19 protein-coding genes are annotated in these 21,593 nt (G+C 70.6%); 4 read left to right on the top strand and 15 right to left on the bottom strand.

All coding sequences use genetic code 11. The annotated features are described in order from the left end of the window. Position 1: 1 nt before the first annotated feature. From C1C97_RS09670 to C1C97_RS09635, 8 genes are all read right to left on the bottom strand, one after another. Positions 2 to 1,903 carry a hypothetical protein gene (locus tag C1C97_RS09670; protein ID WP_121031556.1) on the bottom strand — a complete coding sequence of 634 codons (1,902 nt, stop codon included), beginning with the start codon at positions 1,901 to 1,903 and terminating at the stop codon, positions 2 to 4. Positions 1,904 to 2,025: 122 nt separating this feature from the next. After that, the gene (locus tag C1C97_RS09665) at positions 2,026 to 2,433 is read right to left on the bottom strand and encodes a cytidine deaminase (RefSeq protein ID WP_110919508.1); all 408 of its coding nucleotides are present in this window, start codon (positions 2,431 to 2,433) and stop codon (positions 2,026 to 2,028) included. A gap of 72 nt (positions 2,434 to 2,505) precedes the next feature. Then, positions 2,506 to 3,849, bottom strand: a complete 1,344-nt coding sequence (locus C1C97_RS09660) for an ABC transporter permease (RefSeq protein WP_110919507.1) — start codon at positions 3,847 to 3,849, stop codon at positions 2,506 to 2,508. Continuing rightward, positions 3,846 to 5,057: an ABC transporter permease gene (locus tag C1C97_RS09655; RefSeq protein WP_110919506.1), complete on the bottom strand. Its 1,212-nt coding sequence runs from the start codon at positions 5,055 to 5,057 to the stop codon at positions 3,846 to 3,848. The genes C1C97_RS09660 and C1C97_RS09655 overlap by 4 nt, the downstream gene beginning before the upstream one ends. Next, the gene (locus C1C97_RS09650; protein WP_110919505.1) at positions 5,054 to 6,757 is read right to left on the bottom strand and encodes an ABC transporter ATP-binding protein; all 1,704 of its coding nucleotides are present in this window, start codon (positions 6,755 to 6,757) and stop codon (positions 5,054 to 5,056) included. Before C1C97_RS09650 ends, C1C97_RS09655 begins: the two co-directional genes overlap by 4 nt. Before the next feature lie 27 nt (positions 6,758 to 6,784). Beyond that, on the bottom strand, positions 6,785 to 7,876 hold the full coding sequence (locus C1C97_RS09645) for a BMP family lipoprotein (protein ID WP_110919504.1): 1,092 nt from the start codon (positions 7,874 to 7,876) through the stop codon (positions 6,785 to 6,787). Positions 7,877 to 8,150: 274 nt separating this feature from the next. Next, the gene (locus tag C1C97_RS09640) at positions 8,151 to 9,410 is read right to left on the bottom strand and encodes an amidohydrolase (RefSeq protein WP_121031554.1); all 1,260 of its coding nucleotides are present in this window, start codon (positions 9,408 to 9,410) and stop codon (positions 8,151 to 8,153) included. Positions 9,411 to 9,488: 78 nt separating this feature from the next. After that, positions 9,489 to 10,604, bottom strand: coding sequence for a mannose-1-phosphate guanylyltransferase (locus C1C97_RS09635; protein ID WP_110919502.1), 1,116 nt, complete (start codon positions 10,602 to 10,604; stop codon positions 9,489 to 9,491). Between the two features lie 416 nt (positions 10,605 to 11,020). Between C1C97_RS09635 and sdhC the strand changes: the two genes are divergently transcribed. From sdhC to C1C97_RS09615, 4 genes are all read left to right on the top strand, one after another. Continuing rightward, positions 11,021 to 11,398, top strand: coding sequence for a succinate dehydrogenase, cytochrome b556 subunit (gene sdhC / locus C1C97_RS09630; RefSeq protein WP_110919501.1), 378 nt, complete (start codon positions 11,021 to 11,023; stop codon positions 11,396 to 11,398). A gap of 4 nt (positions 11,399 to 11,402) precedes the next feature. Further along, the gene (locus C1C97_RS09625; protein WP_110919500.1) at positions 11,403 to 11,888 is read left to right on the top strand and encodes a succinate dehydrogenase hydrophobic membrane anchor subunit; all 486 of its coding nucleotides are present in this window, start codon (positions 11,403 to 11,405) and stop codon (positions 11,886 to 11,888) included. A 105-nt stretch (positions 11,889 to 11,993) separates the two neighbouring features. Further along, the gene (gene sdhA, locus C1C97_RS09620; protein ID WP_110919499.1) at positions 11,994 to 13,745 is read left to right on the top strand and encodes a succinate dehydrogenase flavoprotein subunit; all 1,752 of its coding nucleotides are present in this window, start codon (positions 11,994 to 11,996) and stop codon (positions 13,743 to 13,745) included. Then, positions 13,745 to 14,527 carry a succinate dehydrogenase iron-sulfur subunit gene (locus tag C1C97_RS09615; protein WP_121031552.1) on the top strand — a complete coding sequence of 261 codons (783 nt, stop codon included), beginning with the start codon at positions 13,745 to 13,747 and terminating at the stop codon, positions 14,525 to 14,527. The genes sdhA and C1C97_RS09615 overlap by 1 nt, the downstream gene beginning before the upstream one ends. Positions 14,528 to 14,756: 229 nt before the next feature. On the opposite strand, the gene C1C97_RS09610 is transcribed toward C1C97_RS09615, so the two are convergent. The 7 genes from C1C97_RS09610 to glyA all read right to left on the bottom strand — a co-directional run bounded on the left by C1C97_RS09610 (position 14,757) and on the right by glyA (position 21,545). Next, complete coding sequence (locus C1C97_RS09610) at positions 14,757 to 15,923, bottom strand: YihY/virulence factor BrkB family protein (RefSeq protein ID WP_110919497.1); 1,167 nt, start codon at positions 15,921 to 15,923, stop codon at positions 14,757 to 14,759. Further along, positions 15,910 to 16,482, bottom strand: coding sequence for a 2'-5' RNA ligase family protein (locus C1C97_RS09605; protein ID WP_110919496.1), 573 nt, complete (start codon positions 16,480 to 16,482; stop codon positions 15,910 to 15,912). The genes C1C97_RS09610 and C1C97_RS09605 overlap by 14 nt, the downstream gene beginning before the upstream one ends. Positions 16,483 to 16,544: 62 nt before the next feature. Further along, positions 16,545 to 17,573 carry a tryptophan--tRNA ligase gene (trpS, locus tag C1C97_RS09600; RefSeq protein WP_110919495.1) on the bottom strand — a complete coding sequence of 343 codons (1,029 nt, stop codon included), beginning with the start codon at positions 17,571 to 17,573 and terminating at the stop codon, positions 16,545 to 16,547. A gap of 208 nt (positions 17,574 to 17,781) precedes the next feature. Next, positions 17,782 to 18,612: an exodeoxyribonuclease III gene (locus tag C1C97_RS09595; RefSeq protein WP_121031550.1), complete on the bottom strand. Its 831-nt coding sequence runs from the start codon at positions 18,610 to 18,612 to the stop codon at positions 17,782 to 17,784. An 86-nt stretch (positions 18,613 to 18,698) separates the two neighbouring features. Then, a complete protein-coding gene (locus C1C97_RS09590) occupies positions 18,699 to 19,229 on the bottom strand; it encodes a hypothetical protein (protein ID WP_121031549.1) in 531 nt (176 codons plus the stop codon). Positions 19,230 to 19,366: 137 nt separating this feature from the next. Then, on the bottom strand, positions 19,367 to 20,257 hold the full coding sequence (locus C1C97_RS09585) for a bifunctional methylenetetrahydrofolate dehydrogenase/methenyltetrahydrofolate cyclohydrolase (protein WP_121031547.1): 891 nt from the start codon (positions 20,255 to 20,257) through the stop codon (positions 19,367 to 19,369). Position 20,258: 1 nt separating this feature from the next. Continuing rightward, complete coding sequence (glyA, locus tag C1C97_RS09580; RefSeq protein WP_110919491.1) at positions 20,259 to 21,545, bottom strand: serine hydroxymethyltransferase; 1,287 nt, start codon at positions 21,543 to 21,545, stop codon at positions 20,259 to 20,261. Between the last annotated feature and the right edge of the window lie 48 nt (positions 21,546 to 21,593).

Below are 21,593 nucleotides of genomic sequence, written 5' to 3'. Positions count from 1 at the left end.
CTCAGTAGTTCCAGTCCTGCAGCGCCTCGTTCACGTGCTGCGGGATGTTGGAGCCGGTGCGCGGGTACATGCGCAGCTCCTCCAGGTAGTTCTGGCCCGGCAGCCGCTGCTCGTAGCGCACGAACGCCTCCTCGTCCGAGTAGTCGAACGTGACCTCCGGGGGAACCCCCGGACGGAAACGGAACATCATGGCCAGCGGTGCGCCGGAGCCCTCCACGTAGGAGTCGTCCTTGAGCTCCTGGACCCGCAGCTGCTCCTCGGGCACGAGGTCGAACGTGGGGCGCTGGTCCCAGAAGCCGTTGAGGCGCACGTGGGTCAGGGCGTCGTAGTAGGTGCCCAGGGCGCGCACGCGGATCAGCACGGTGGAGACGTCCCGCGCCGTGCCCTCCGGGCCGAACAGGTGCCGCTGCGCGTCCGCGAGCCGGGACACGACGTCGCCCACGGTCAGGGTCAGGTTGCCCGGTGCCAGGGCGTTCGGGTCCAGCTCCTGCTCGGGCGCGGGGGCCCGGTAGGACGGCGCCACGTCGGTGGCCGTGGCCAGCTGCGGTGCGCCCGCGGGATCGTCGTCGTCCTCGGTGACGGCCGGGGGCACGAGGGACTCCGCGGAGTCGGCACCGAACGCGGACTCGTCCACGTGGGCGGGCAGCTCCTGCGCGCCGGCGGTGGAGGTCTCGCCGGTGAATGGTTCGCCCGTGGGATCCACGACGCCCGGCTGCCCGGTCATCGGGTCCGCGACCGCGGCGCTCGCGGGGTGGCCGGTATCGACGGTTTCCGTGGGACGGTCGAGGTCCTCGGAGCCGCGGTGCGCCTCGTCCTCGGGATCGCCGATGGACCCGTGCGGGTCCGTGGCATCGAGCGGCGCGTCCTGGAGCTCGTGGGCCTGAGCGGCGCCGGCTGCGGTGCCGGGGTGCTCCGAGGCACCGGTCGTGTGATCCCGCTGCTGGTCACCGGGGGTCGCGGCGGCGCCATGCTCGGGGGCCTCGGTGCCGGCCACGACCACCGGGGTGGTGTGGCCGCCGGCCACCACGTCGCCGTCGGCGGCGGGCTCGGCCCGCTCGTGGTCGACGACGCGCACGGCGTCGTCGTGGGCGGCGCCGCCGTCGCCGCCCGCCGTGCGGCGGGCGTTGGCACCGTTCGTCGTGTCATCTGCAGTGACCGAGCCGGTCGTGGCCTGGCGGTCCGCGTCGTCGGCGTCGCGGGTGCCCGCGGCCCCGAGACTCGCACCCGCCGCGCCGCCGGCGGCGAGGCCACCCGCAGCGGCGCCGCCCGTACGCTCGTGGTCGCCCCGGTCGGCGCCGTGGGACCGCTCGTGGTCCGCACCGGCGGTGGTCTCGACGGCGCCGGGGTCCTGCTGCGCCGCGTCGGAGCGGGCCCGCCCGTGGGCGTAGTGCTCGGTGCGGGACTCCCCGTTGGGGAAGTCGTAGGTGACCGTGATGTCACGCCGGTCGCCATCGGGGGCGGAGACCACCAGGTCCAGCTGCCGCCACGGCCCCACGGGAGTGCTCATGGCCTGGGTGTAGAGGTCCGCCACGTCGTCGAACAGGGGCGAACCCTGGTCCACGGTGCCGTTCTCCACCTCGTCCTGGGCGTCCCCCACGGCCTGGCGGGTCTGGTGCGTCATGATGTTGCCGGACTGCACCAGGGTCAGCCGCGCACGGTGGGCGCCGCGGGAGAGCAGTAGCTCCACCAGGTTGCGCAGCGCGCCGCTCTCGGGGAGCGGGGTCGCCTCGGGCTCGGTGCGACGACGGGGGGCGTCCTGACCGCGCTCCCCCTGCTGGGGGGCCGCCTCGGGATCCGATCCGGGAGCACGATCGGCTGCGGGGTCGGAGGGACGCGCACCGGGGGACGGCTGCGGCCTCGGGGTGTCGTGCTTGTTGCTGCGGAACAGATCTCTCAAACCCACGTGAATGTTTCCCTTCCAGAGCCGGGCTCGGTTTCGTGCAAAGTATATGCGGCACCCCGTGCCCCGTTCCGGGCCGGGAGGCCACGGCCGCCGCCCACCACGGGGCCGCGAGGGGAACCGGACTAGAGGTTCTCCGGCCCGAAGGCGTCCGGGAGCACCTGGTCCATGGAGCGCACGCCGCTCACGGTCAGCAGCTGCAGCTGCGGAGCGCGGTGCTCGTACAGCAGCTGCCGACAGCGACCGCACGGCATCAGGACCTCGCCCTGCCCGTCCACGCAGACGAAGGCCACCAGCTTGCCCCCGCCGGACATGAACAGGGCGCTCACGAGGGAGCACTCGGCGCACAGGGTGACCCCGTAGGAGGCGTTCTCGATGTTCGCCCCCGTGACCACCCGGCCGTCGTCCACCAGCGCCGCCGCGCCCACCGGGAAGCGTGAGTACGGGGAATAGGAGTGCTGCAGCGCCCCCCGGGCCGCGTCCTGCAGCCGCTCCCACACGCGCTCGTCCACGGTGGTGTTCGTCTCTGGCATGGTCGCTCCTGTTCCTCGGTGCATCGTGCGGCTGTCCGCCTCCATTGTGGGGGATGGTAGCCCCCGCCTTCCCTATTCCTTGCGGTAGGGCTCCCCGGAAGCGGCCGGACCACGCGATCTGCCCACGAGTCCCGCGACCGCCATGATGGTCACCACGTACGGCAGCATGGCCAGGAACTGACTGGGCACGGGGGTGCCCAGGAAGGACAGAATGGATTCCAGGTTGGAGGCGAAGCCGAACAGCAGGGAGGCCAGCAGCGCGCCCACCGGGTTCCACCGACCGAAGATCAGCGCGGCCAGGGCGATGTACCCGGACCCCGCAGTCATGTCCCGGGTGAATGCGGAGACGGAGACCAGTGTGTAGAAGGCCCCGCCCAGGCCCGCGACGGCCCCGCCGAGCAGCACGTTGCGGGTGCGCAGGGCGTTCACGGACACGCCCAGGGTGTCCGCGGCCTTGGGGTGCTCCCCCACCGCTCTGGTGCGCAGACCCCACCGGGTGCGGTGGAGTGCGAACCACACCACGGCCACCGCCGCGTACATGATGTAGCCGATCACCGACTGGTCGAAGAGCACCGGGCCCACCACGGGGATCTCGGCGAGCACGGGGATGCGCACGTGCGGCAACCGCTCCGGGGTGTTGAACGCGGCGGCACTCGGCTGCAGCACGGTGGCGAAGAGGAACCCCGTGAGCCCGGACACCAGGACATTGAGGACCACGCCCACGATCACCTGGTTCACGCGGTAGCGGATGGCGAACACCGCGAGCAGCACGGACACCAGGACGGAACCCGCCATCGCGGCGAGCAGTCCCACCCAGGCGCTGCCCGAAACGGTGGCGGCGATCGCCGCCGAGAACGCGCCGAACAGCAGCTGCGCTTCGATCGCGATGTTCACCACCCCGGAACGTTCGCACAGCAGGCCCCCGAGCGCCCCGAACACGAGCGGGGTGGCCAGCGCCACGGAACCGGCCAGCAGCGCCGTCACGGAGATACTGGGTGTCTGGGCTGTGCCCACGATCCACACCAGGAAGCCCGTCACGAAACAGAAGCCCGCGAGCGCCACGACCCACCGCGGCAGCTTCCGGGCCCGCACCGCGGCGTACCCGGCGAGGGCCACCAGCACGATCGTGACCGCCCACGCGTAGGGCGCTGCGGCGACCTCCGCGTCCGGGAGCCGCACGACGTCGCCGTCCCCCGAGAACCGGAACCGGACCGCCCGCGAGGAGGCGTGCAGCGCGAAGACCGCGAAGGAGACCAGCGCGAGCACGCCCAGCCCCGTGGCCGGGCGGTATGTCCTCACGCCCACGGCGCGGTTGGCTGCGGAGGTGGCAAGCTCGGCGTCGGGCGCGGGACCCGGAACCGGCCCGGCGGCACCGGGTCCGCGGGGGGACGGCTGGGACGCGGTGGCGGTGCTCACGCGGCGACCTCCTGGGAGCGGCGGGTGGCGAAGGTGATGAGCGGGGGCAGGGCCACGAACAGGACGATGAGGGACTGCACCACCAGCACGATGTCGATGTTGGTGCCCGTCATGGACTGCATGGTCACCCCGCCCGCGCGGAACGCCCCGTAGAGGATGCCCGCGAAGAAGGTGCCCCACGGGGTGGACCGGCCCAGCAGCGCCACCGTGATGGCGTCGAAGCCGAAGGACGCAGCGATCCCCGAGGTCAGGGAGTGCTCCGTACCGGCCACCTGCGCGGTGCCCGCGAGTCCCGCCAGCATGCCCGCGAGGAGCATCACCACCACGAAACCGCGGGTCACGGAGATCCCCGCGGTACGGGCGGCGCGGGGGTTGGCGCCCACGGCGCGCAGCTCGAAGCCCACGGTGGAGCGCTCGAGCAGCCACGCCACGGCCACGGTCGCGAGGACTGCCACCACGAATCCCCAGTGCAGGCGGAAGTGGTCGCCCAGCAGCTTGGGGAACATGGCGGTCCCGTCCACAGCGGGGCTGACGGGGTTGGAGGACCCCTCCCGCTGGAACCCCGGCAGGCTCAGCAACCACGCCACGAGATTCAGGGCCACGTAGTTGAGCATGATGGTCAGGATGACCTCGTGCGCGCCCGTCCGGGCCTTGATCAGGCCCACGACGCCGCCCCACACCGCACCCCCCAGCGCACCAGCCGCAACCACGGCGAGCAGGTGCAGACCGGCCGGCAGGTGCCACGAGAAGCCCACCCATGCCGCGAGGGTTGCCCCGATCAGGATCTGACCCTGCGCGCCGATGTTGAACAGCCCCGCACGGAACGCGAGCGCCACGCCGAGACCCGCCAGGATCAGGGGGGTTGCCACGGTGAGCGTCTCCGTCAGCGGGTACAGGGAGTCGGCGACAGTGGCACCGTCCGGGTTGTAGACCGCGCCGTGGAACATGGCCGCGTACGCTCCGGATGCCGCGTGCCACATTGCGGAGAGCGTGTCCCCGGGACGGGCGAAGAAGTACCCGGCGGCGTGACGGACCTTCTCATCCGTGATGGCGATGAGCAGACCGCCGAGGATCAGAGCCGTGACCACGGCCAGGACCGACTGCAGGGCCGTGCCCAGCAGAGTGCGACGGTGATCGCCGGCGGCGAGTTCGGTGGGCGGCGGCGCCGAGACCTGATCGGTCGTGGCGGGTGCGGTGCTCGCGCTCATGCGGTGCGGTTCCCCTCGGGTCGGTCGTCGGACGGCTCGGTCGCGAGGTCGCGGGGACTCGCCGGGACGTTCGCGCCCGGGTGCGACGGTCTCGATCCGGGCTGCGGCGCCGCGTCGGACGGGACGAGGTCGTGCGCGGTGGGCCCACCGGTGTCGCCGTGCCCGCTGCGGGAGCCGTCCCACGGCGCGGGTGGCAGGACCGCGTCCGCGGGTTCGCCGGCCATCATGCGTCCCAGTGCTCCTCGGGGGGTCTCGGGCCCCACGATCCCCATGAGCCGGCCGTGGAAGAAGACCGCGATGCGGTCCGCGAGTGCGTAGACCTCGTCCAGCTCGGTGGAGACGATGAGCACGGCGGTGCCCCTGTCCCGCTCCGCCACGATGCGCCGGTGGATGAACTCGATCGAGCCCACGTCCACACCGCGCGTGGGCTGGGATGCCACGAAGAGCTTCAGGGGCCGCCCCAGCTCGCGGGCGATCACGACCTTCTGCTGGTTGCCGCCGGACAGCGTGGCCACCGGTGAGTCCACGGATCCGGCGCGGATGTCGTACTCGCCCACCTCGGACCGGGCGTGCTCTGCGATCGCCCTGCGCCGCAGGGACGGACCCGCCGCGAAGCCGCGCTCGCGGTAGCGGTCGAGCACGAGGTTCTCGGCCACGGAGAACGAATCCACCAGGCCGTCCGTGGAGCGGTCCTCGGGCACGAAGCCCACACCGTGGGCCAGGACCTCGCGCGTGCGCAGTCCCGTGAGTTCCCGGCCTGCGAGCCGTACGGAGCCGCTGACCCGTTTCTCGAGCCCCACGAGCGCCCGGGTGAGTTCGGTCTGGCCGTTGCCCTGCACACCCGCCACGGCGAGGATCTCACCGGGTGCGACGTCCAGGTCCACGCCGTCCAGCAGCACGACGCCGTTGTCCCCGAGAACCGTGAGATCCCGCACCTCGAGTGCCGCGCCCGTGGCGAGCGACGGTTCCTTGGCCACCGTGAGCGAGACGTCCCGGCCCACCATGAGGGCCGCGAGTTCGTCCGTGGCGGTCTCCGGACCCACTCGTCCCACCACCTCACCGCGGCGGATCACGGTGATCACGTCCGAGACCGCGCGCACCTCCCGCAGCTTGTGCGAGATGAACACGATGGACGTGCCGTTGTCCCGCAGCTGGCGCATGATCTGCAGCAGCTCGTCCGTCTCGCGCGGGGTGAGGACGGCCGTGGGCTCGTCCAGGATCAGGACCTCGGCGTCCCGGACGAGCGCCTTGATGATCTCCACGCGCTGCTGGACGCCCACGGGAAGGTCCTCCACCACGGCGTCCGGGTCCACGGCGAAACCGAAACGGTCGGAGATCTCCCGAATCCTCGCCCGGGTGCTGTTCAGGTCCAGCGCCATCCCGCGGGTGCTCTCGTGACCCAGGGCGACATTCTCCGCCACCGTGAAGACCGGCACCAGCATGAAGTGCTGGTGCACCATGCCGATCCCTGCCGCCATGGCGTCGCCGGGACCGGAGAAGTGGGCGGGGGCACCGTTGATCTCCACGGTGCCGGACGTGGGCTCGTAGAGACCGTAGAGGACGTTCATGAGCGTGGACTTGCCCGCGCCGTTCTCGCCCAGCAGACAGTGGATCTGATGGGGTTCGACCGTGAGGCTCACGCGGTTGTTGGCGGTGAAGTCACCGAACCGCTTGGTGACGTCCGTCAGTTTCAGCTGCACGTTGCGGGCTCCTGCCGGTGCTGCCGGTCAGGACTTGGGCGCGTTCTTGGACTCCACCGTGACCTTGCGGTCGATGACGTCCTGCTTCAGCTGCTGGACCTCCTTGTCGAGCTCCGCACCCACCTTCTCCTGCTGGTCGTGGTACGGGGCCAGGCCCACGCCGCCGTTCTCCAGGGTCCCCACGTACTGCTTGTTGTCGAACTTGCCGTCCGCAGCCTGCGTCACGACGTCCTCCACGGACTTGGACATCTCCTTGAGCACAGAGGTCAGAAGGAACTCCTTGCCAGAATCAAGGGTCTCGTAGCCGTCGGTGTCGGGCCAGATCAGGCGCACGTTCTTGTTGCCCTTGTTGGCCTCCGTCACCGCGTCCACAGTGCCCTGCGCGGCCTGGCCGGCCACGGGCAGAACCACGTCGGCACCGTCGCCGATCAGGTTCTGGGTGACGGTCTTGGCCTTCGAGGAGTCCTGGAACGAGCTGAGGAACGTGCCGTTCTGGGAGTCCTTGTTCCAGCCGAGGACCTTCACGTCCTTCTTCTTCTTCTCGTTGTAGTACTTCACGCCGTCCGAGAAGCCGTCCATGAACACCGTGACCGTGGGGATGTCCATCCCGCCGTAGGTTGCCACCTTGCCGGTCTCGGACGTGCCTGCCGCGAGGTACCCGGCCAGGAACGCCGCCTCGGCGGTGTTGTAGACGATCGGCTTGACGTTGTCCGCCGTGATGGAGCTGTCGTCCACGATCGCGAAGTGCTTGTCCGGGTTGGCCTGGGCCACCTTCTTGGTGGTGTCCGCGAGCAGGAAGCCCACGGAGACGGTCAGGTTGCAGCCCTGCTGCGCCATGGAGGTGAGGTTCGGCTCGAAGTCGGTCTCGGACTGGGATTCGGCCTGGCTGGTCTTGATGCCCTTATGCTCCTCGGCGGCCTTGAGGCCCTCGTAGGAACTCTGGTTGAAGGAGCGGTCCTGGAAGCCGCCGTCGTCGGAGACGATGCAGCCCTTGAAATCGGAGGCCTGGGCGCTGCTGTCCCCGGAGCTCTCCGGTGCGGCGCCGCAGCCGGCGAGTGCGAGACCGGTGACCCCGGCCAGTCCGAGCGCACCCAGGGTGCGGAAACGTCGAGTGGTCATGGGGTCCTCCGGTCAGTCGGGCTGGGGGATGCTGTGCGGTTGCGGACCGGGGCGGGAGCCCTGCGGTCGTGGTCGACGGGCGACGCCGCCGCGTTGCGGGGTGTGCTCCTCGACCGCCCGGATCCGGGATGCCCCACGACGTCGTGGCGACGGTGCGACCGCGCCGGGCGGGTCACCACCCGGTTATCGGGCAGCGACCCGGACAGTGACCTGGATCATAGCTGCGCCCAGTGTAGCCCGGGAAGTACCCGTGAGTGCGCCAGGGGCGGGCGTGTCAGGACTGCCCGGGGCCGGGGGCGGCCACCTCGTCCGAGAGCTCCCGCACCCGCAGCCGGACGGCCCGCAGCGCCGCGGAGGCCATCACCTGGACGCCGCAGCGGATCGCCTCCTCCTGCGGCGCGTAGTCGGACTGGTGCAGGTCGTAGGTGCGCCCCCCGGGTTCGCGCGTGCCGAGGCGCATCATGGCGCCGGGCACGTGCTGCAGGAACCACGCGAAGTCCTCCCCGCCCATGGACTGTTCCACGAGCAGGATGCTGTCCTCCCCCAGCTCGGCGCGCGCCGCGATCTCCAGCAGGGTGGTCTCGGTCTCGCCGTTGACCACCGGGGGAACCCCGCGGATGTGCTCGAGGTCCACGTTGACGCCGTACGGGGCGGCCACCTGGCCCACGACCTCGTCCAGCATCTCGCCCGCCTGGTACCAGGCATCGGCGTCGAGGCAGCGCATGGTCCCGGCCATGAACCCGGTCATGGGGATCGCGTTGGGAGCCATCCCCGCGTGGATCTGGCCCCACACCACGGCCACCCCCGAGCGTGCGTCCACGCGCCGTGAGAGGACGGCGGGGACGTCGATCGCGATCTGGCTCATCGCGTACACCAGGTCCTCCGTGAGGTGCGGTCGGGAGGTGTGGCCGCCGCGCCCGGAGAGCTCGATGCGGATGGTGTCCGAGGCCGAGGTGATGGCGCCGATCCGGGTGCCCACCTGGCCCACGTCCACCTTGGGTTCGCAGTGCAGCGCGAACATCCGCGGCACCCCGGACAGCACGTCCTGCTTGATGATGCTCAGGGCCCCGCCCGGCAGCTTCTCCTCGGCCGGCTGGAACACGATGCGCACGGTGCCCGCGAACGGGGACGAGCGGTGCAGGTCGGCGAGCACCCGGGCGACGCCCAGCATCACGGTGGTGTGGATGTCGTGCCCGCACGCGTGCATCACGCCCTCGTTGATGGAGGCGTACTCCAGACCCGTGTCCTCCAGCAGGGGCAGCGCGTCGATGTCCGCGCGCAGTCCCACCATCACGGGCCCCCGCCCCACGTCCACGTAGCACCCGGTGCGCTCGAACCGCACGGGGTGCAGTCCCGTGGCCTGCAGGGCGTTCACGATGCGCTCGGTGGTGCGGTACTCCTCGTAGGACAGCTCCGGGTGCCGGTGCACGTCGCGCCGGAACCGGATCAGATCGGGGAGGTAGTGGGACAGCAGCGGCCCGATCGCGGGGGGCAGCCCGACGTCGTCGGCGGAGGGAAGAGGCAGATCCAACATGCCTGTCAGGGTACCGCCGCGGACCGGTGAGCCCCCTTCCGCGCGTCCCGCCGCGATGCCGTGGTGGGGGCAGGTCCGTCAGAGGACGTCGGTGTCGCCGTTGCGCTTGAGCGAGTCCACGGCGTTCTTCACGCGCTGCGCGTGCTCGGCCGTGGTCACCAGCAGCGCATCGGGGGTGTCCACCACCACGATGTCGTCCACCCCGATCAGCGCGATCAGCCGCCCGGTGTCCGAGACCACGATCCCCGAGGACTCGTCCGCGAGCACCCTGTTGTTCTGTCCCAGGATGGAGACCTGCGAATCGGTGCAGGGGTCCACCTTGTTGAGGCGGTTGATGGCCGCGAAGTCCCCCACGTCCTCCCACGTGAAGTCGCCGGGGACCATGACCACGTCGCCCGCGGCAGCCGCCGGCTCGGCCACGGCGTAGTCGATGGCGGTCTTGGTGAGGGTGGGCCACACCTCGTCCACCACGGCGTCGCGCCCGGGCGTGTCCCAGGCGTCCGCGATCCGGTCCAGGCCCGTGGCGAGCTCGGGCTCGCTCGTACGCAGGTACCGCAGCATGAGGCCCACGGGTGCCACGAACATCCCGGCGTTCCACGTGTAGCGGCCGCTGGCCACGTACTGGCGTGCGGTCTCCTCGTCGGGCTTCTCCACGAACTGCTCCACGGTGAGCGCGTGCGGCGCCTCGGGCAGCCCCAGCGACTCCCCCGCCTTGATGTAGCCGAATCCCGTGGCCGGGGACGAGGGCGTGATGCCGATCGTCACGATGCGCCCGGTGTCCGCGGCCTGCACCGCCTCCTTGACCACGTCCCGGAACGCCTCCGCGGGCTCCACCACGTGGTCCGCGGCGAACGAGCCGATGATCGCCGTGGGATCCCGCCGCGCGATGAGCGTGCACGCCAGCCCGATGGCCGCGGCGGAGTCCTTGGGGGACGGCTCCAGCACGAGGTCGCTGCTCGTGAGCTCCGGCAGCTGCTCCTGCACCGCACTCGCGTGGGACCGGCCGGTGACCACCATGACGGGACCGGCGGAGAGCCCGGCCAGCCGGTCGTAGGTGGCGCGCAGCAGGGAGGACCCCGATCCGGTCAGGTCCAGCAGGAACTTGGGCGCGTCCGCGCGGGAGAGGGGCCACAGCCGTGAGCCCACGCCGCCCGCGGGAATGAACGGATGGAATCGTTGCAATGGCGAAGTCACGACCGTCAGTGTACGGCCCGCCCCGCGCCGTTCAGCGGACCGTCATCCTGTGACGTCCCCGGGCGCGCACCCGGGCGGGCCGCCCCGGCCCACGACGACGCCGCCGCGGCCCCCGGGAGCCACCACCCTCCCGTGAGGGGCTCGCTCCTGTCCGCGACGGCCCTGCGCGGACCACCCGGAACCCTCCGTCACGGGCGGCCCGAGGTGCCGTGAACCGCCGTCCCCGCGCGGGTCCCGGTTGGCGACATGTTGTCAGTGAATTCCCCGGAGGCTGGTATCTTTAGAGGAGAACCACCGCATCATTCAAGCCAGAGCCAGCCAGGGCTCCGCCATCGCCGTGCACCAGCGCGAGAACGCTGCCGTTTTCCAGGAACCACCAGTGCGCACGACGACGAGCGACACAGGGAGGACATTCTGTGGCGAACTCAACCAGTGGCACCCTTTACCGCGGCCAGTACGGCATGTGGTCCTGGGTCGCCCATCGAATCACCGGCGTGGCCATCTTCTTCTTCTTGCTGGTCCACGTCCTCGACACCGCTCTCGTGCGCGTCTCGCCCGAGGCCTACAACGCAGTCATCGCCACGTACAAGAACCCCATCATGGGTCTTGGCGAGGCCGGCCTGGTGGGCGCCATCGTGTACCACGCCTTCAACGGCCTGCGCATCATCCTGATCGACTTCTGGAAGGGCGGGACCAAGCACCAGAAGGGTCTGCTCTGGGGCGTCATCGCCCTCTGGGTCATCGTGATGATCCCCTTCCTTGTCCGTCACCTTTCAGTCGTTTTCGGGGGTTGATACCGTGAGCACTCCTCTCAAGACCAAGATCCAAGTTCCCCGCAGCCGCGACCTCGAGGTGGACGGCGTCAAGTACAACCGCGCCGGGTCCTCCCGCAGCCGGTTCGAGATGTTCGCGTGGCTGTTCATGCGGATGTCCGGCATCGTGCTCATCGTGCTGGTCTTCGGCCACCTCTTCGTCAACCTCATGGTGGGCGAGGGTGTGCACGCCGTGGACTTCGGCTTCGTGGGCGGCAAGTGGGCCAACCCGTTCTGGCAGGTCTGGGACCTCGTCATGCTGTGGCTGGCCATGCTCCACGGCACCAACGGCATCCGCGTCATCATCGACGACTACGCCGCGCGCAACACCACGCGCTTCTGGCTGAAGGTCCTGCTCTTCGTGGCCTCCGCATTCGTCATCCTGCTGGGCACCATGGTGATCTTCACCTTCGAGCCCTGCCCCGCCGGTGCGGACCCCTCGCTGCTGGCGTCCTTCTGCTCCGCGCACTGACCCGATGAACGGTGGGACCCACAGGTCCCACCGTTCTCGGCCGTTCCGACGCGTGCGCCGGAACCCTCGCTCGTCTCACTCACCCACGTAGAAAGTTCATCTGGTATGCAGGTTCACAAGTACGATGTGGTAATCGTCGGCGCCGGTGGCGCCGGCATGCGTGCCGCCATTGAGTCCGGCCAGCGCGCCCGCACTGCCGTACTGACCAAGCTCTACCCCACCCGGTCCCACACCGGCGCCGCCCAGGGCGGCATGTGCGCCGCCCTCGCGAACGTCGAGGAGGACAACTGGGAGTGGCACACCTTCGACACCGTCAAGGGCGGTGACTACCTGGTGGACCAGGACGCCGCGGAGGTCATGGCCAAGGAGGCCATCGACGCGGTGCTGGACCTGGAGCACATGGGGCTGCCGTTCAACCGCACCCCCGAGGGCAAGATCGACCAGCGCCGCTTCGGCGGGCACACCCGCGACCACGGCAAGAACCCCGTGCGGCGCGCGTGCTACGCCGCGGACCGCACCGGTCACATGATCCTGCAGACCCTCTACCAGACGTGCATCAAGCACAACGTGGAGTTCTTCAACGAGTACTACGTCCTGGACCTGATCATGGTGGACACCCCCGAGGGCCGCCGCCCCGCCGGTGTGGTGTCCTACGACCTCGCCACCGGTGAGCTGCACGTGTTCCAGGCCAAGTCCGTGGTCTTCGCCTCGGGCGGTGCCGGCAAGGTCTTCAAGACCACCTCCAACGCCCACACCCTCACGGGCGACGGCATGGCCATCGCGTTCCGCAACGGCCTGCCCCTGGAGGACATGGAGTTCGTCCAGTTCCACCCCACGGGTCTCGCCGGGCTGGGCATCCTCGTCTCCGAGGCCGCACGTGGTGAGGGCGGCATCCTGCGCAACTCGGAGGGTGAGCGCTTCATGGAGCGCTACGCCCCCACCATCAAGGACCTGGCGCCCCGCGACATCGTGGCCCGGTCCATGGCCAACGAGGTGCGCGAGGGCCGCGGCTGCGGTCCCAACAAGGACTACGTGCTGCTGGACCTCACGCACCTGGAGCCCGCGCACATCGACGCCAAGCTCCCGGACATCACGGAGTTCGCCCGCACCTACCTGGGTGTGGAGCCCTACACCGAGCCCGTGCCCGTGTTCCCCACGGCGCACTACTGCATGGGCGGCATCCCCACCGACATCAAGGGCGAGGTCTTCCAGGACTCCGAGACCACGATCCCCGGCCTGTACGCCGCCGGTGAGGTGGCCTGCGTGTCGGTGCACGGCTCCAACCGCCTGGGCACCAACTCCCTGCTGGACATCAACGTGTTCGGCAAGCGCGCCGGTGTCTTCGCGGCGGAGTACGCCCAGAGCGCGGAATTCCTCCCCGTCCCGGACGACGCCGTGGCGCGCACCGAGGCGTTGCTCGACAACGCCCGCAGCCCGCACGGCAACGAGAAGGTTGCCGCGATCCGCAAGGACCTGCAGGACACCATGGACCTGAACATGCAGGTCTTCCGCACGGCCGAGACCATCCAGAAGGCCCTGGACGACATCGCCGCGCTCGAGGAGCGCTACGCCAACATCTCCATCCAGGACCAGGGCAAGCGCTTCAACCTGGACCTGCTGGAGGCCGTGGAGCTGGGCTTCCTGCTCGAGCTCGCCAAGGTGATGGCCGTGGCCGCCCTGCATCGCGAGGAGTCCCGCGGCGGCCACTTCCGCGAGGACTTCCCCAATCGTGACGACGAGAACTTCATGGTCCACTCCATGGTGTACGAGGACCCGTCGTCCGCCACCGCGGGTATCCGTCAGGAGACCAAGCCGGTGGTCATGACCCGTTACGAGCCGATGGAGCGTAAGTACTGATGTCCACTGCAGTGACCGAGAACCAGAACCAGGACGCTCAGCAAACCGACGACGCGGGCGAAGAGGCCATCCCCACGTACGACATCGTGCTCCGGGTCCGCCGCTACGACCCCGAGTTCGAGACCGAGGCGCACTGGGACGAGTGGCCGCTCACCATGTACGGCACCGACCGTGTGCTGGACGCCCTGCACAAGGTGAAGTGGGAGTTGGACGGTTCGCTGTCCTTCCGCCGCTCGTGCGCCCACGGCGTGTGCGGCTCCGACGCCATGCGGATCAACGGCCGCAACCGGCTCGCGTGCAAGACCCTCCTCAAGGACCTGGACCTGTCCAAGCCCATCTTGGTGGAGCCCATCAAGGGCCTGCCGTGCGAGAAGGACCTGATCGTGGACATGGAGCCGTTCTTCCAGTCCTACCGCGAGATCATGCCTTTCCTGGTGAACGAGGACCACACCCCCACCGGGGAGCGGTTCCAGTCCCAGGACGACCGCGCGCGCTTCGACGACACCACCAAGTGCATCCTGTGCGCGGCGTGCACGTCCTCGTGCCCGGTGTTCTGGACGGACGGGCAGTACTTCGGCCCCGCCGCCATCGTGAACGCGCACCGGTTCATCTTCGACTCGCGTGACCAGGCGGGTGACATGCGCCTGGAGATCCTCAACGACAAGGAGGGCGTGTGGCGCTGCCGTACCACCTTCAACTGCACCGAGGCGTGCCCCCGCGGCATCCAGGTGACCAAGGCCATCGCCGAGGTCAAGAAGGCGGTCTTCGCCTCCGCGCTGTGATCGACCGTGCTGAATGACGGCGGCCCCGGAATCCACGAGGATTCCGGGGCCGCCGTCATATCGGGGTCGGAGTCGGCGGGCACCGCGAGACACGACGTGCGCCCGGCACCCCGCAGGAGGCACGGGTAGTGACCCGGGCCCCCATTGGACGCCCCCCGTGGCCCCCGGCGCGGGATCGTCACTCACACCGCCGCGACGCTCCTTCGGCGCGCGCACGGTGCCGGTGCCGTCACTGCCGTCGCGCGGCTGTGCTTCCGGCTGCGGAGCGGGGGATGCGGGAGGAATCCCCGGGACCGGGGCCGCGGGCGGCGTCGGGCAGGGAGGAGGCGGCCACCACGGTGACCGCCCGCGCTTCGCGTTCGGGTTGCGCGCGGGCACCGCGGATGTCGGCCTGGACCAGTGCGCCGGTGGCTGCCGCGAACAGCAGGATCTGGCCGAAGACGTTGAACCACAGCAGCACACCCACGAGCACGGCGACGGACAGCAGGTACGGGTTGTCCGCCGTGCGGCCGATGATCTCGCTGCCTCCGTAGCGCAGCGCCTGGGACCCGAGCGCACCGACCAGGACGGTCACCGTCAGGGCCTTGCGATGCAGCTTCAGCTGCGCCACCCCGCGGACGAGTGCGAGGCTCATCAGACAGTCCACGAGCAGGCCCACCGCGAAGGTGACGGCGGACTTCACGCCGCCGTCCAGCCAGGGCTGCACGCGTGTCAGTCCGATGTCCCCGAGCCACCCGATCACACCGTCCACCGCGCCGGACGCGAAGACGCTCACCGTGGCGGAGGCGAGCAGCAGCACCCCGATGACCACGAGCCACGCGAGATCGCGCGGTACGGCCGCCAGGGGGACTCCCGGCGCCGGGGGCAGCTCGAACATCCGCCGGGTTGCGAGCCGGATCCCGGCGACCCAGCGCCACGCCGTGAACAGCAGGACGACGGCCGCCACGGTCGAGGCCACCGAGAACGGCCCGGTGTCCTCGAGCAACCGCAGCGGGATCACTCCCCCGGTGCCATCCCCCACGTCCAACAGGCCGGGGATGTTCGTCGCGAGACCCGTCACGAGTGTCTGCTGCAGGGGCGAGTCCGTCCCGAGGAACGTGGCCAGGGCCGCGAAGCAGATGACCAGCAGCGCCGTGGAGGCGAAGAGCAGCTGGTAGGCGAGCCCCGCCGCCATGAGCGGGCCGCCGTGGAACATGTAGTGGGACACGGCACGCGCGGGGAACAGCGCCATGAACCGGGCGAACGCCCACCCGCAGAACGCGCCGGCACGCCGACCGGCGGGCGCGTGGTGGGCGGCGAGTTCGCGCCGCACCTCGCGCAGCCGCCGGTGCTCGGCCTCGAGCCCTGCCCTGTCGATGAGGGCGGGCACCACCGGGGGTGGGTCAGTGCGCGTCACGGTGGTCCGCACTCGTTCCGCCGAGCGGGATGCTGTCGCGGACGTGCCACGCGCCGCGCTCGTCCCCCTCGTACAGGTGGATGCGGTCCACCAGGAAGGCCGCGCGGTAGGCACGGAGCATCTGCTGGGCCCGGTCGAGCACCTCGTCCGACGTCCCGTGCGCGAGGGTCACGTGCGGGTGGTACTCGAACGGGGAGGCGGACTCCATCCGGTGGCTGCGCAGTTCTCGATGCAGCGCCGCGCACTGCTCGGAACCGCGTTCCAGGCGCAGGTAGACCACGGGGGTCACGGGGCGGAACGTTCCCGTTCCGTGGATCTCCACGTGGAACGGCTCCCACCGGGCGGCCACCGCGCGGACGTGGGCGAGCAGATCGTCCCAGTTCTCCTCCAGGGCGGAGATCATGAGGGTGATGTGCGCGGGCACGGTCCCCGCCTGCTCGTCCCCGAAGGACTCCCGCCAGTCCTGCAGCTCCCTGCCCACGGGATCGGGCAGGCGGATGACCACACCGGCGTACGCGTGCCCCGGACGCACGGTGGGAGAAACCTGTCCCTCGCTCACGCGCTCCTCCTCGGTTCGGCCGCATCCCAGACTATCCCACCGCTGTGATCCACCACACACGCTCACCGTGTCGGCAGGAAGCCCATGCGCTCGTAGACGTCCGCCACGGTGCGCGAGGCGACCGCCCGGCCCTTCTCGGCACCGCGCGCGAGCAGACGGTCGAGCTCGGCGGGGTCGTCCAGCAGCTCCTGGGCCCGCTTCTGGATGGGGTCGAGGGTCTGGGTGACAACCTCGGCCAGGTCCACCTTGAGGTGACCGTACATCCTGCCCTCGTAGTCCGTGACGAGCGTGTCGACCGGGGTGCCGGTCAGGGCGGAGTAGATGGTCAGCAGGTTGGAGACGCCGGGCTTGGCCTGCCGGTCGAAGCGCACCTCGGTGCCGTCGTCCGTGACCGCGGACCTGATCTTCTTCGCGTTGACCTTCGCCGAGTCCAGCAGCCGGATCAGCCCGGCGTCCGACGGCGCGGACTTGGACATCTTGGCCGTGGGGTTCTGCAGGTCGTAGACCTTGGCCGAGTTCTCCAGGATCTTGGCGTCCGGGACCACGAAGGTGTCCCCGAAGCGGGAGTTGAACCGCTGCGCCAGGTTGCGGGTCAGCTCCAGGTGCTGGCGCTGGTCCTCCCCCACGGGAACCTGGTTCGCCTGGTACACCAGGATGTCAGCGGCCATCAGCACGGGGTAGGTGAACAGCCCCACCGTGGTGTTCTCCGCTCCCTGCTTCACGGACTTGTCCTTGAACTGGGTCATCCGGGCGGCCTCGCCGTAGCCGGTGATGCAGTTGAGCACCCACGACAGCTGGGTGTGCTCCGGCACCTGGGACTGGATCAGCAGGGTGGAGCGCTCGGGGTCGATGCCCGCGGCGATGTACTGCGCGGCCGTGACACGGGTGCGCTCGGACATCGTGGCCGGGTCCTGACCCGTGGTGATCGAGTGCAGGTCCGCCACGAAGAACACGCAGTCGTTGGCGTCCTGCATGTCCACCCAGTTGCGCAGGGCGCCCACGTAGTTGCCCAGGTGCAGGGAGTCGGCGGAGGGCTGCACGCCGGAGACCACGCGCGGGATCTGGTTCACGGGGGTGCTCTGTTCGCTCACGGTGGCTGTCTTCTTTCGAGTCGTGCGGGCCGCGGTGGGCCGCGGTGCGGAAGGGGCGGGTGGCGCGCCGCGAGCGGGCGGCGGCGTCGGGATCGGTGTATCGGATGGATCGGTGCGTCAGGGGCTCGGCGCGTCACAGGGGTCGACGCGCCGGGTCCGGGGACCGGCGCGGCACGGCGGGAGCCCCGGCCGCGCAGCCCCCGGTGGCTCACCCGAGCCGGTAGTCCACCACGAGCGGGGCGTGGTCGGAGAAGCGGGTGTCGTAGGAGGCGGCGCGGTCCACCGTGGCGGTCTGCGCGCGCGCCGCGAGGGCGGGGGTGGCCATGTGGTAGTCGATGCGCCACCCGGCGTCCGTGTCGAAGGCCTTGCCGCGGTAGGACCACCACGTGTACGGGCCCGGGACGTCCCCGGCCAGGGAGCGGGCCACGTCCACGTAGCCCACGTCCCCGAAGAACCGGTCGAAGTACGCGCGCTCCTCGGGCAGGAAGCCCGCGTTCTTCAGGTTGCCCTTCCAGTTCTTGATGTCCCGCTCGGTGTGGCCCACGTTGAGGTCCCCCACCACCAGGGCGTGGTCCGAAGCCTCGGCGAGCTGCGGGAGGCGGGTGAGCATGGCGTCCATGAACCGGTACTTGTCCGCCTGCTTGGGCGTGTCCACCTCGCCGGAGTGCACGTACGCGGAGACCAGGGTGAGGGTCTCGCCGTTGGGCAGCGTGACGTCGTTCTCGATCCAGCGCCCGGAGTCCGAAAAGTACTCCTCGCCGATCCCCACGCGGGAGTCCGTGGGCAGCAGCGCGCCGTCGAACGCGTCCCGGCGGGTGGCGATGGCCACCCCGGCCCGGCCCTTGGCCGCGGCCTCCGTGTGCCGCACGTCCCAGACGTCCTCGTCCAGCAGCTCGCGGGTGATCCTGTCGGGGGCGCGCACCTCCTGCAGGCAGAGCAGGTCCACGCCGCGCGGCTCCAGCCACTCGGCCATCCCGCGCCGGTACGCGGCCCGGATGCCGTTCACGTTCACCGTGGCAATGCGTACCGTCTGCGCCATTGCGTGTGTCTCCTCGGTTCGTTCTCTTCACCTGCTGCGCTGCGCCCGGAGCGCCGCACGACGCCGCCGCGCGGGCCCGGGGCCCGTCAGTCCACCACCGTACCGCTGACCGGGGTGCCGGAGTCCTTGAGGCTGCGCAGCCCGTTGGCCGCGGTCATGTCGATGGTCTCCAGCGCCCGGCGGACCTGCTCCGGCTCGGGCGCCTCGGAGGAGAGCTGCTCCTTGACCACCCTGGACTGCACCAGGATGACCTGCATGCCGTGGGCGAGCTTCTCGTCACGCAGGGACTGGCCCGTCCCCGCCTGCGCGGCGGCGGGCGCCCTGCCGTGCTGGGCCTGCATCTGCTCCTGGGCCTGCCGGACCTGCTCCCGCCCGAAGGCCGCGGCCCTGCGCACCATGGACAGCGCCCACACCGCGAGCATGAGCCAGCCCAGGGCGATTCCCGCCAGGATCCACCCCAGCAGGGAGTTGGAGTTCGCGGCCTGGATCAGCGCCACCGCGAAGATCACCACCAGGACGGCCAGCCCGATCAGCGTGCCCCACAGCGCGGTGCGCCCGGTGCGGGGTTCGCGGGAGGAGTCGGTGGGCTGGGTGGGCGAGGATCCGATCGGCTGCATGGGGCCATTGTCTCAAACCGGGCAGTGCGGGCCGAATCGAGCGGCAGCGCGGCACCCCGCCCACGACGACGCCGCCCGGTCGCCTCGCGGACGAGGGGACCGGGCGGCGTCGTCGTGCGCGTGGCCGCAGTGGGCCGTCAGGCGCCCTGGGACGCCTGGCGTTCACAGGCCCCCACCACGTTCACCAGCAGCATGGCCCGCGTCATGGGTCCCACCCCACCGGGGTTGGGGGACATCCACGAGGCCCGCTGCGCGGCGGCGGGGTCGATGTCACCGGTGAGCCGCCCCTTGCCCGTCTCCGGGTCCGGGACGCGGGAGACCCCCACGTCCAGCAGCACGGCGCCCGGTTTGACCTGCTCCGCGGTGACCATGTGGGGCCGCCCGGCCGCGGCGACCACCACGTCCGCGCGGCCCACCAGCTCCGGCAGGTCCCGGGTCCCGGTGTGCGCGAGCGTCACCGTGGCGTTGATCTCCCGGCGCGTGAGCAGCAGGCCGATGGGACGCCCCACCGTGACACCGCGCCCGATCACGAGCACCTCACGGCCGGCCAGCGCCACACCGTGCCGCGTGAGCAGCTCCACGATCCCGGCCGGGGTGCACGGCAGCGGCGAGGCCATGGGCGCGTTCACGTTGAGCACGAGCCGACCCAGGTTGGTGGGATGCAGCCCGTCGGCGTCCTTGGCGGGATCGATGCGTTCCAGGATGGCATTCGTGTCCATGTGCTCCGGCAGGGGCAGCTGCACGATGTAGCCCGTGCAGCGCGGGTCCTCGTTGAGCTCGTCGACGACCCGCTCGAGCTCCTCCTGCGAGGCGTCCGCCGGCAACTCCCTGCGGATGGAGGCGATGCCCACCTCCTCACAGTCCCGGTGCTTGCCGGCCACATAGGAGCGGGAACCGGGATCGTCACCCACGAGCACGGTGCCCAGCCCGGGGACCACGTCCCGCTCCCGCAGCCGGGCGACGCGCTCGGCGAGCTCGGACTTGATCCGGGCGGCCGTGGCCTTGCCGTCGAGGACGCGAGCCGTCACCTCACCACTCCTCGAGGCCGGGGTACAGCGGGAACTGCTCGGTGAGCGCGTCCACGCGGGAGCGCAGGGCGGGGATGTCGGCGCCGGGCTTCAGGGCCTGGGCGATCACGTCCGCGACCTCCGTGAACTCCGCCGCCCCGAAGCCGCGGGTGGCCAGCGCCGGCGTGCCGATGCGCAGGCCCGAGGTGACCATGGGCGGGCGGGGGTCCCAGGGAACGGCGTTGCGGTTCACGGTGATCCCCGCCTGGTGCAGCAGGTCCTCGGCCTGCTTGCCGTCCAGCTCGGAGTCGCGCAGGTCCACGAGCACCAGGTGCACGTCCGTGCCACCGGTCAGCACCGACACCCCGTGCTCGGCGAGGTCCGGGGAGTTGAGCCGCTCGGCGAGGATCTGCGCGCCCTCGATGGTGCGCTGCTGGCGCTCCACGAAGCCCTCGGTGGCGGCGATCCTGAACGCCACGGCCTTGCCCGCGATGGCGTGCATGAGGGGGCCACCCTGCTGGCCCGGGAACACGGCGGAGTCCACCTTCTTCTTCAGGTCCGCCTCGCACAGGATCACGCCCGAGCGCGGTCCGGCCAGGGTCTTGTGCACCGTGGAGGTCGTGACGTGGGCGTGCGGCACCGGGTTGGGGTGCAGGCCCGCGGCCACGAGACCCGCGAAGTGGGCCATGTCCACCCAGAGCTTGGCGCCCACCTCGTCGGCGATCGAGCGGAACGCCTCGAAGTCCAGCTGCCGCGAGTACGCGGACCAGCCGGCCACGATCACGTCCGGGCGCGCCTGCAGGGCCTGCTCGCGCACCTTGTCCATGTCGATCCGGTAGGTGTCCGGGTCCACCTCGTACGCGGCGATGTTGTAGAGCTTCCCCGAGACGTTGATCTTCATGCCGTGGGTCAGGTGGCCGCCGTGGGCCAGGGACAGCCCCATGAGCGTGTCACCGGGCTTCATGAGGGCGGCCATCACGGCGGTGTTCGCCTGGGCACCGGAGTGCGGCTGCACGTTGGCGTGGTCCGCCCCGAACAGCTCGCACGCGCGGTCGCGGGCGAGGTCCTCCACCACGTCCACGTGCTCGCAGCCGCCGTAGTAGCGCCGGCCGGGATAGCCCTCCGCGTACTTGTTGGTCAGCACCGAACCCTGGGCCTCGAGCACGGCCCGGGGCGCGAAGTTCTCGGAGGCGATCATCTCGAGCGTGCCGCGCTGGCGGCCCAGCTCGTCCTGGATGGCCCGGGCGACGTCCGGGTCCACCTCCGACAGCGGCTGGTTGGTCACGGAGTTGCTCGGGGAATCCGTCATGCTCCACCTTCTTGGTCAGCGGTAGGGTCCGGACCAGCATATCCGGGC

Source organism: Kocuria tytonis (genome assembly GCF_003226895.2).
Taxonomy (GTDB): Bacteria; Actinomycetota; Actinomycetes; order Actinomycetales; family Micrococcaceae; genus Kocuria; species Kocuria tytonis.
This window is presented reverse-complemented; position numbering and strand designations above follow the sequence as displayed.

Excerpts from the sequence above, each read along its gene's own strand:
- C1C97_RS09665 (WP_110919508.1), bottom strand. The coding sequence starts at position 2,433 with ATGCCAGAGACGAACACCACCGTGGACGAGCGCGTGTGGGAGCGGCTG.
- C1C97_RS09655 (WP_110919506.1), bottom strand. The coding sequence starts at position 5,057 with ATGAGCGCGAGCACCGCACCCGCCACGACCGATCAGGTCTCGGCGCCG.
- C1C97_RS09645 (WP_110919504.1), bottom strand. The coding sequence starts at position 7,876 with ATGACCACTCGACGTTTCCGCACCCTGGGTGCGCTCGGACTGGCCGGG.
- C1C97_RS09640 (WP_121031554.1), bottom strand. The coding sequence starts at position 9,410 with ATGTTGGATCTGCCTCTTCCCTCCGCCGACGACGTCGGGCTGCCCCCC.
- sdhA (WP_110919499.1), top strand. The coding sequence starts at position 11,994 with ATGCAGGTTCACAAGTACGATGTGGTAATCGTCGGCGCCGGTGGCGCC.
- C1C97_RS09615 (WP_121031552.1), top strand. The coding sequence starts at position 13,745 with ATGTCCACTGCAGTGACCGAGAACCAGAACCAGGACGCTCAGCAAACC.
- C1C97_RS09595 (WP_121031550.1), bottom strand. The coding sequence starts at position 18,612 with ATGGCGCAGACGGTACGCATTGCCACGGTGAACGTGAACGGCATCCGG.
- C1C97_RS09590 (WP_121031549.1), bottom strand. The coding sequence starts at position 19,229 with ATGCAGCCGATCGGATCCTCGCCCACCCAGCCCACCGACTCCTCCCGC.
- glyA (WP_110919491.1), bottom strand. The coding sequence starts at position 21,545 with ATGACGGATTCCCCGAGCAACTCCGTGACCAACCAGCCGCTGTCGGAG.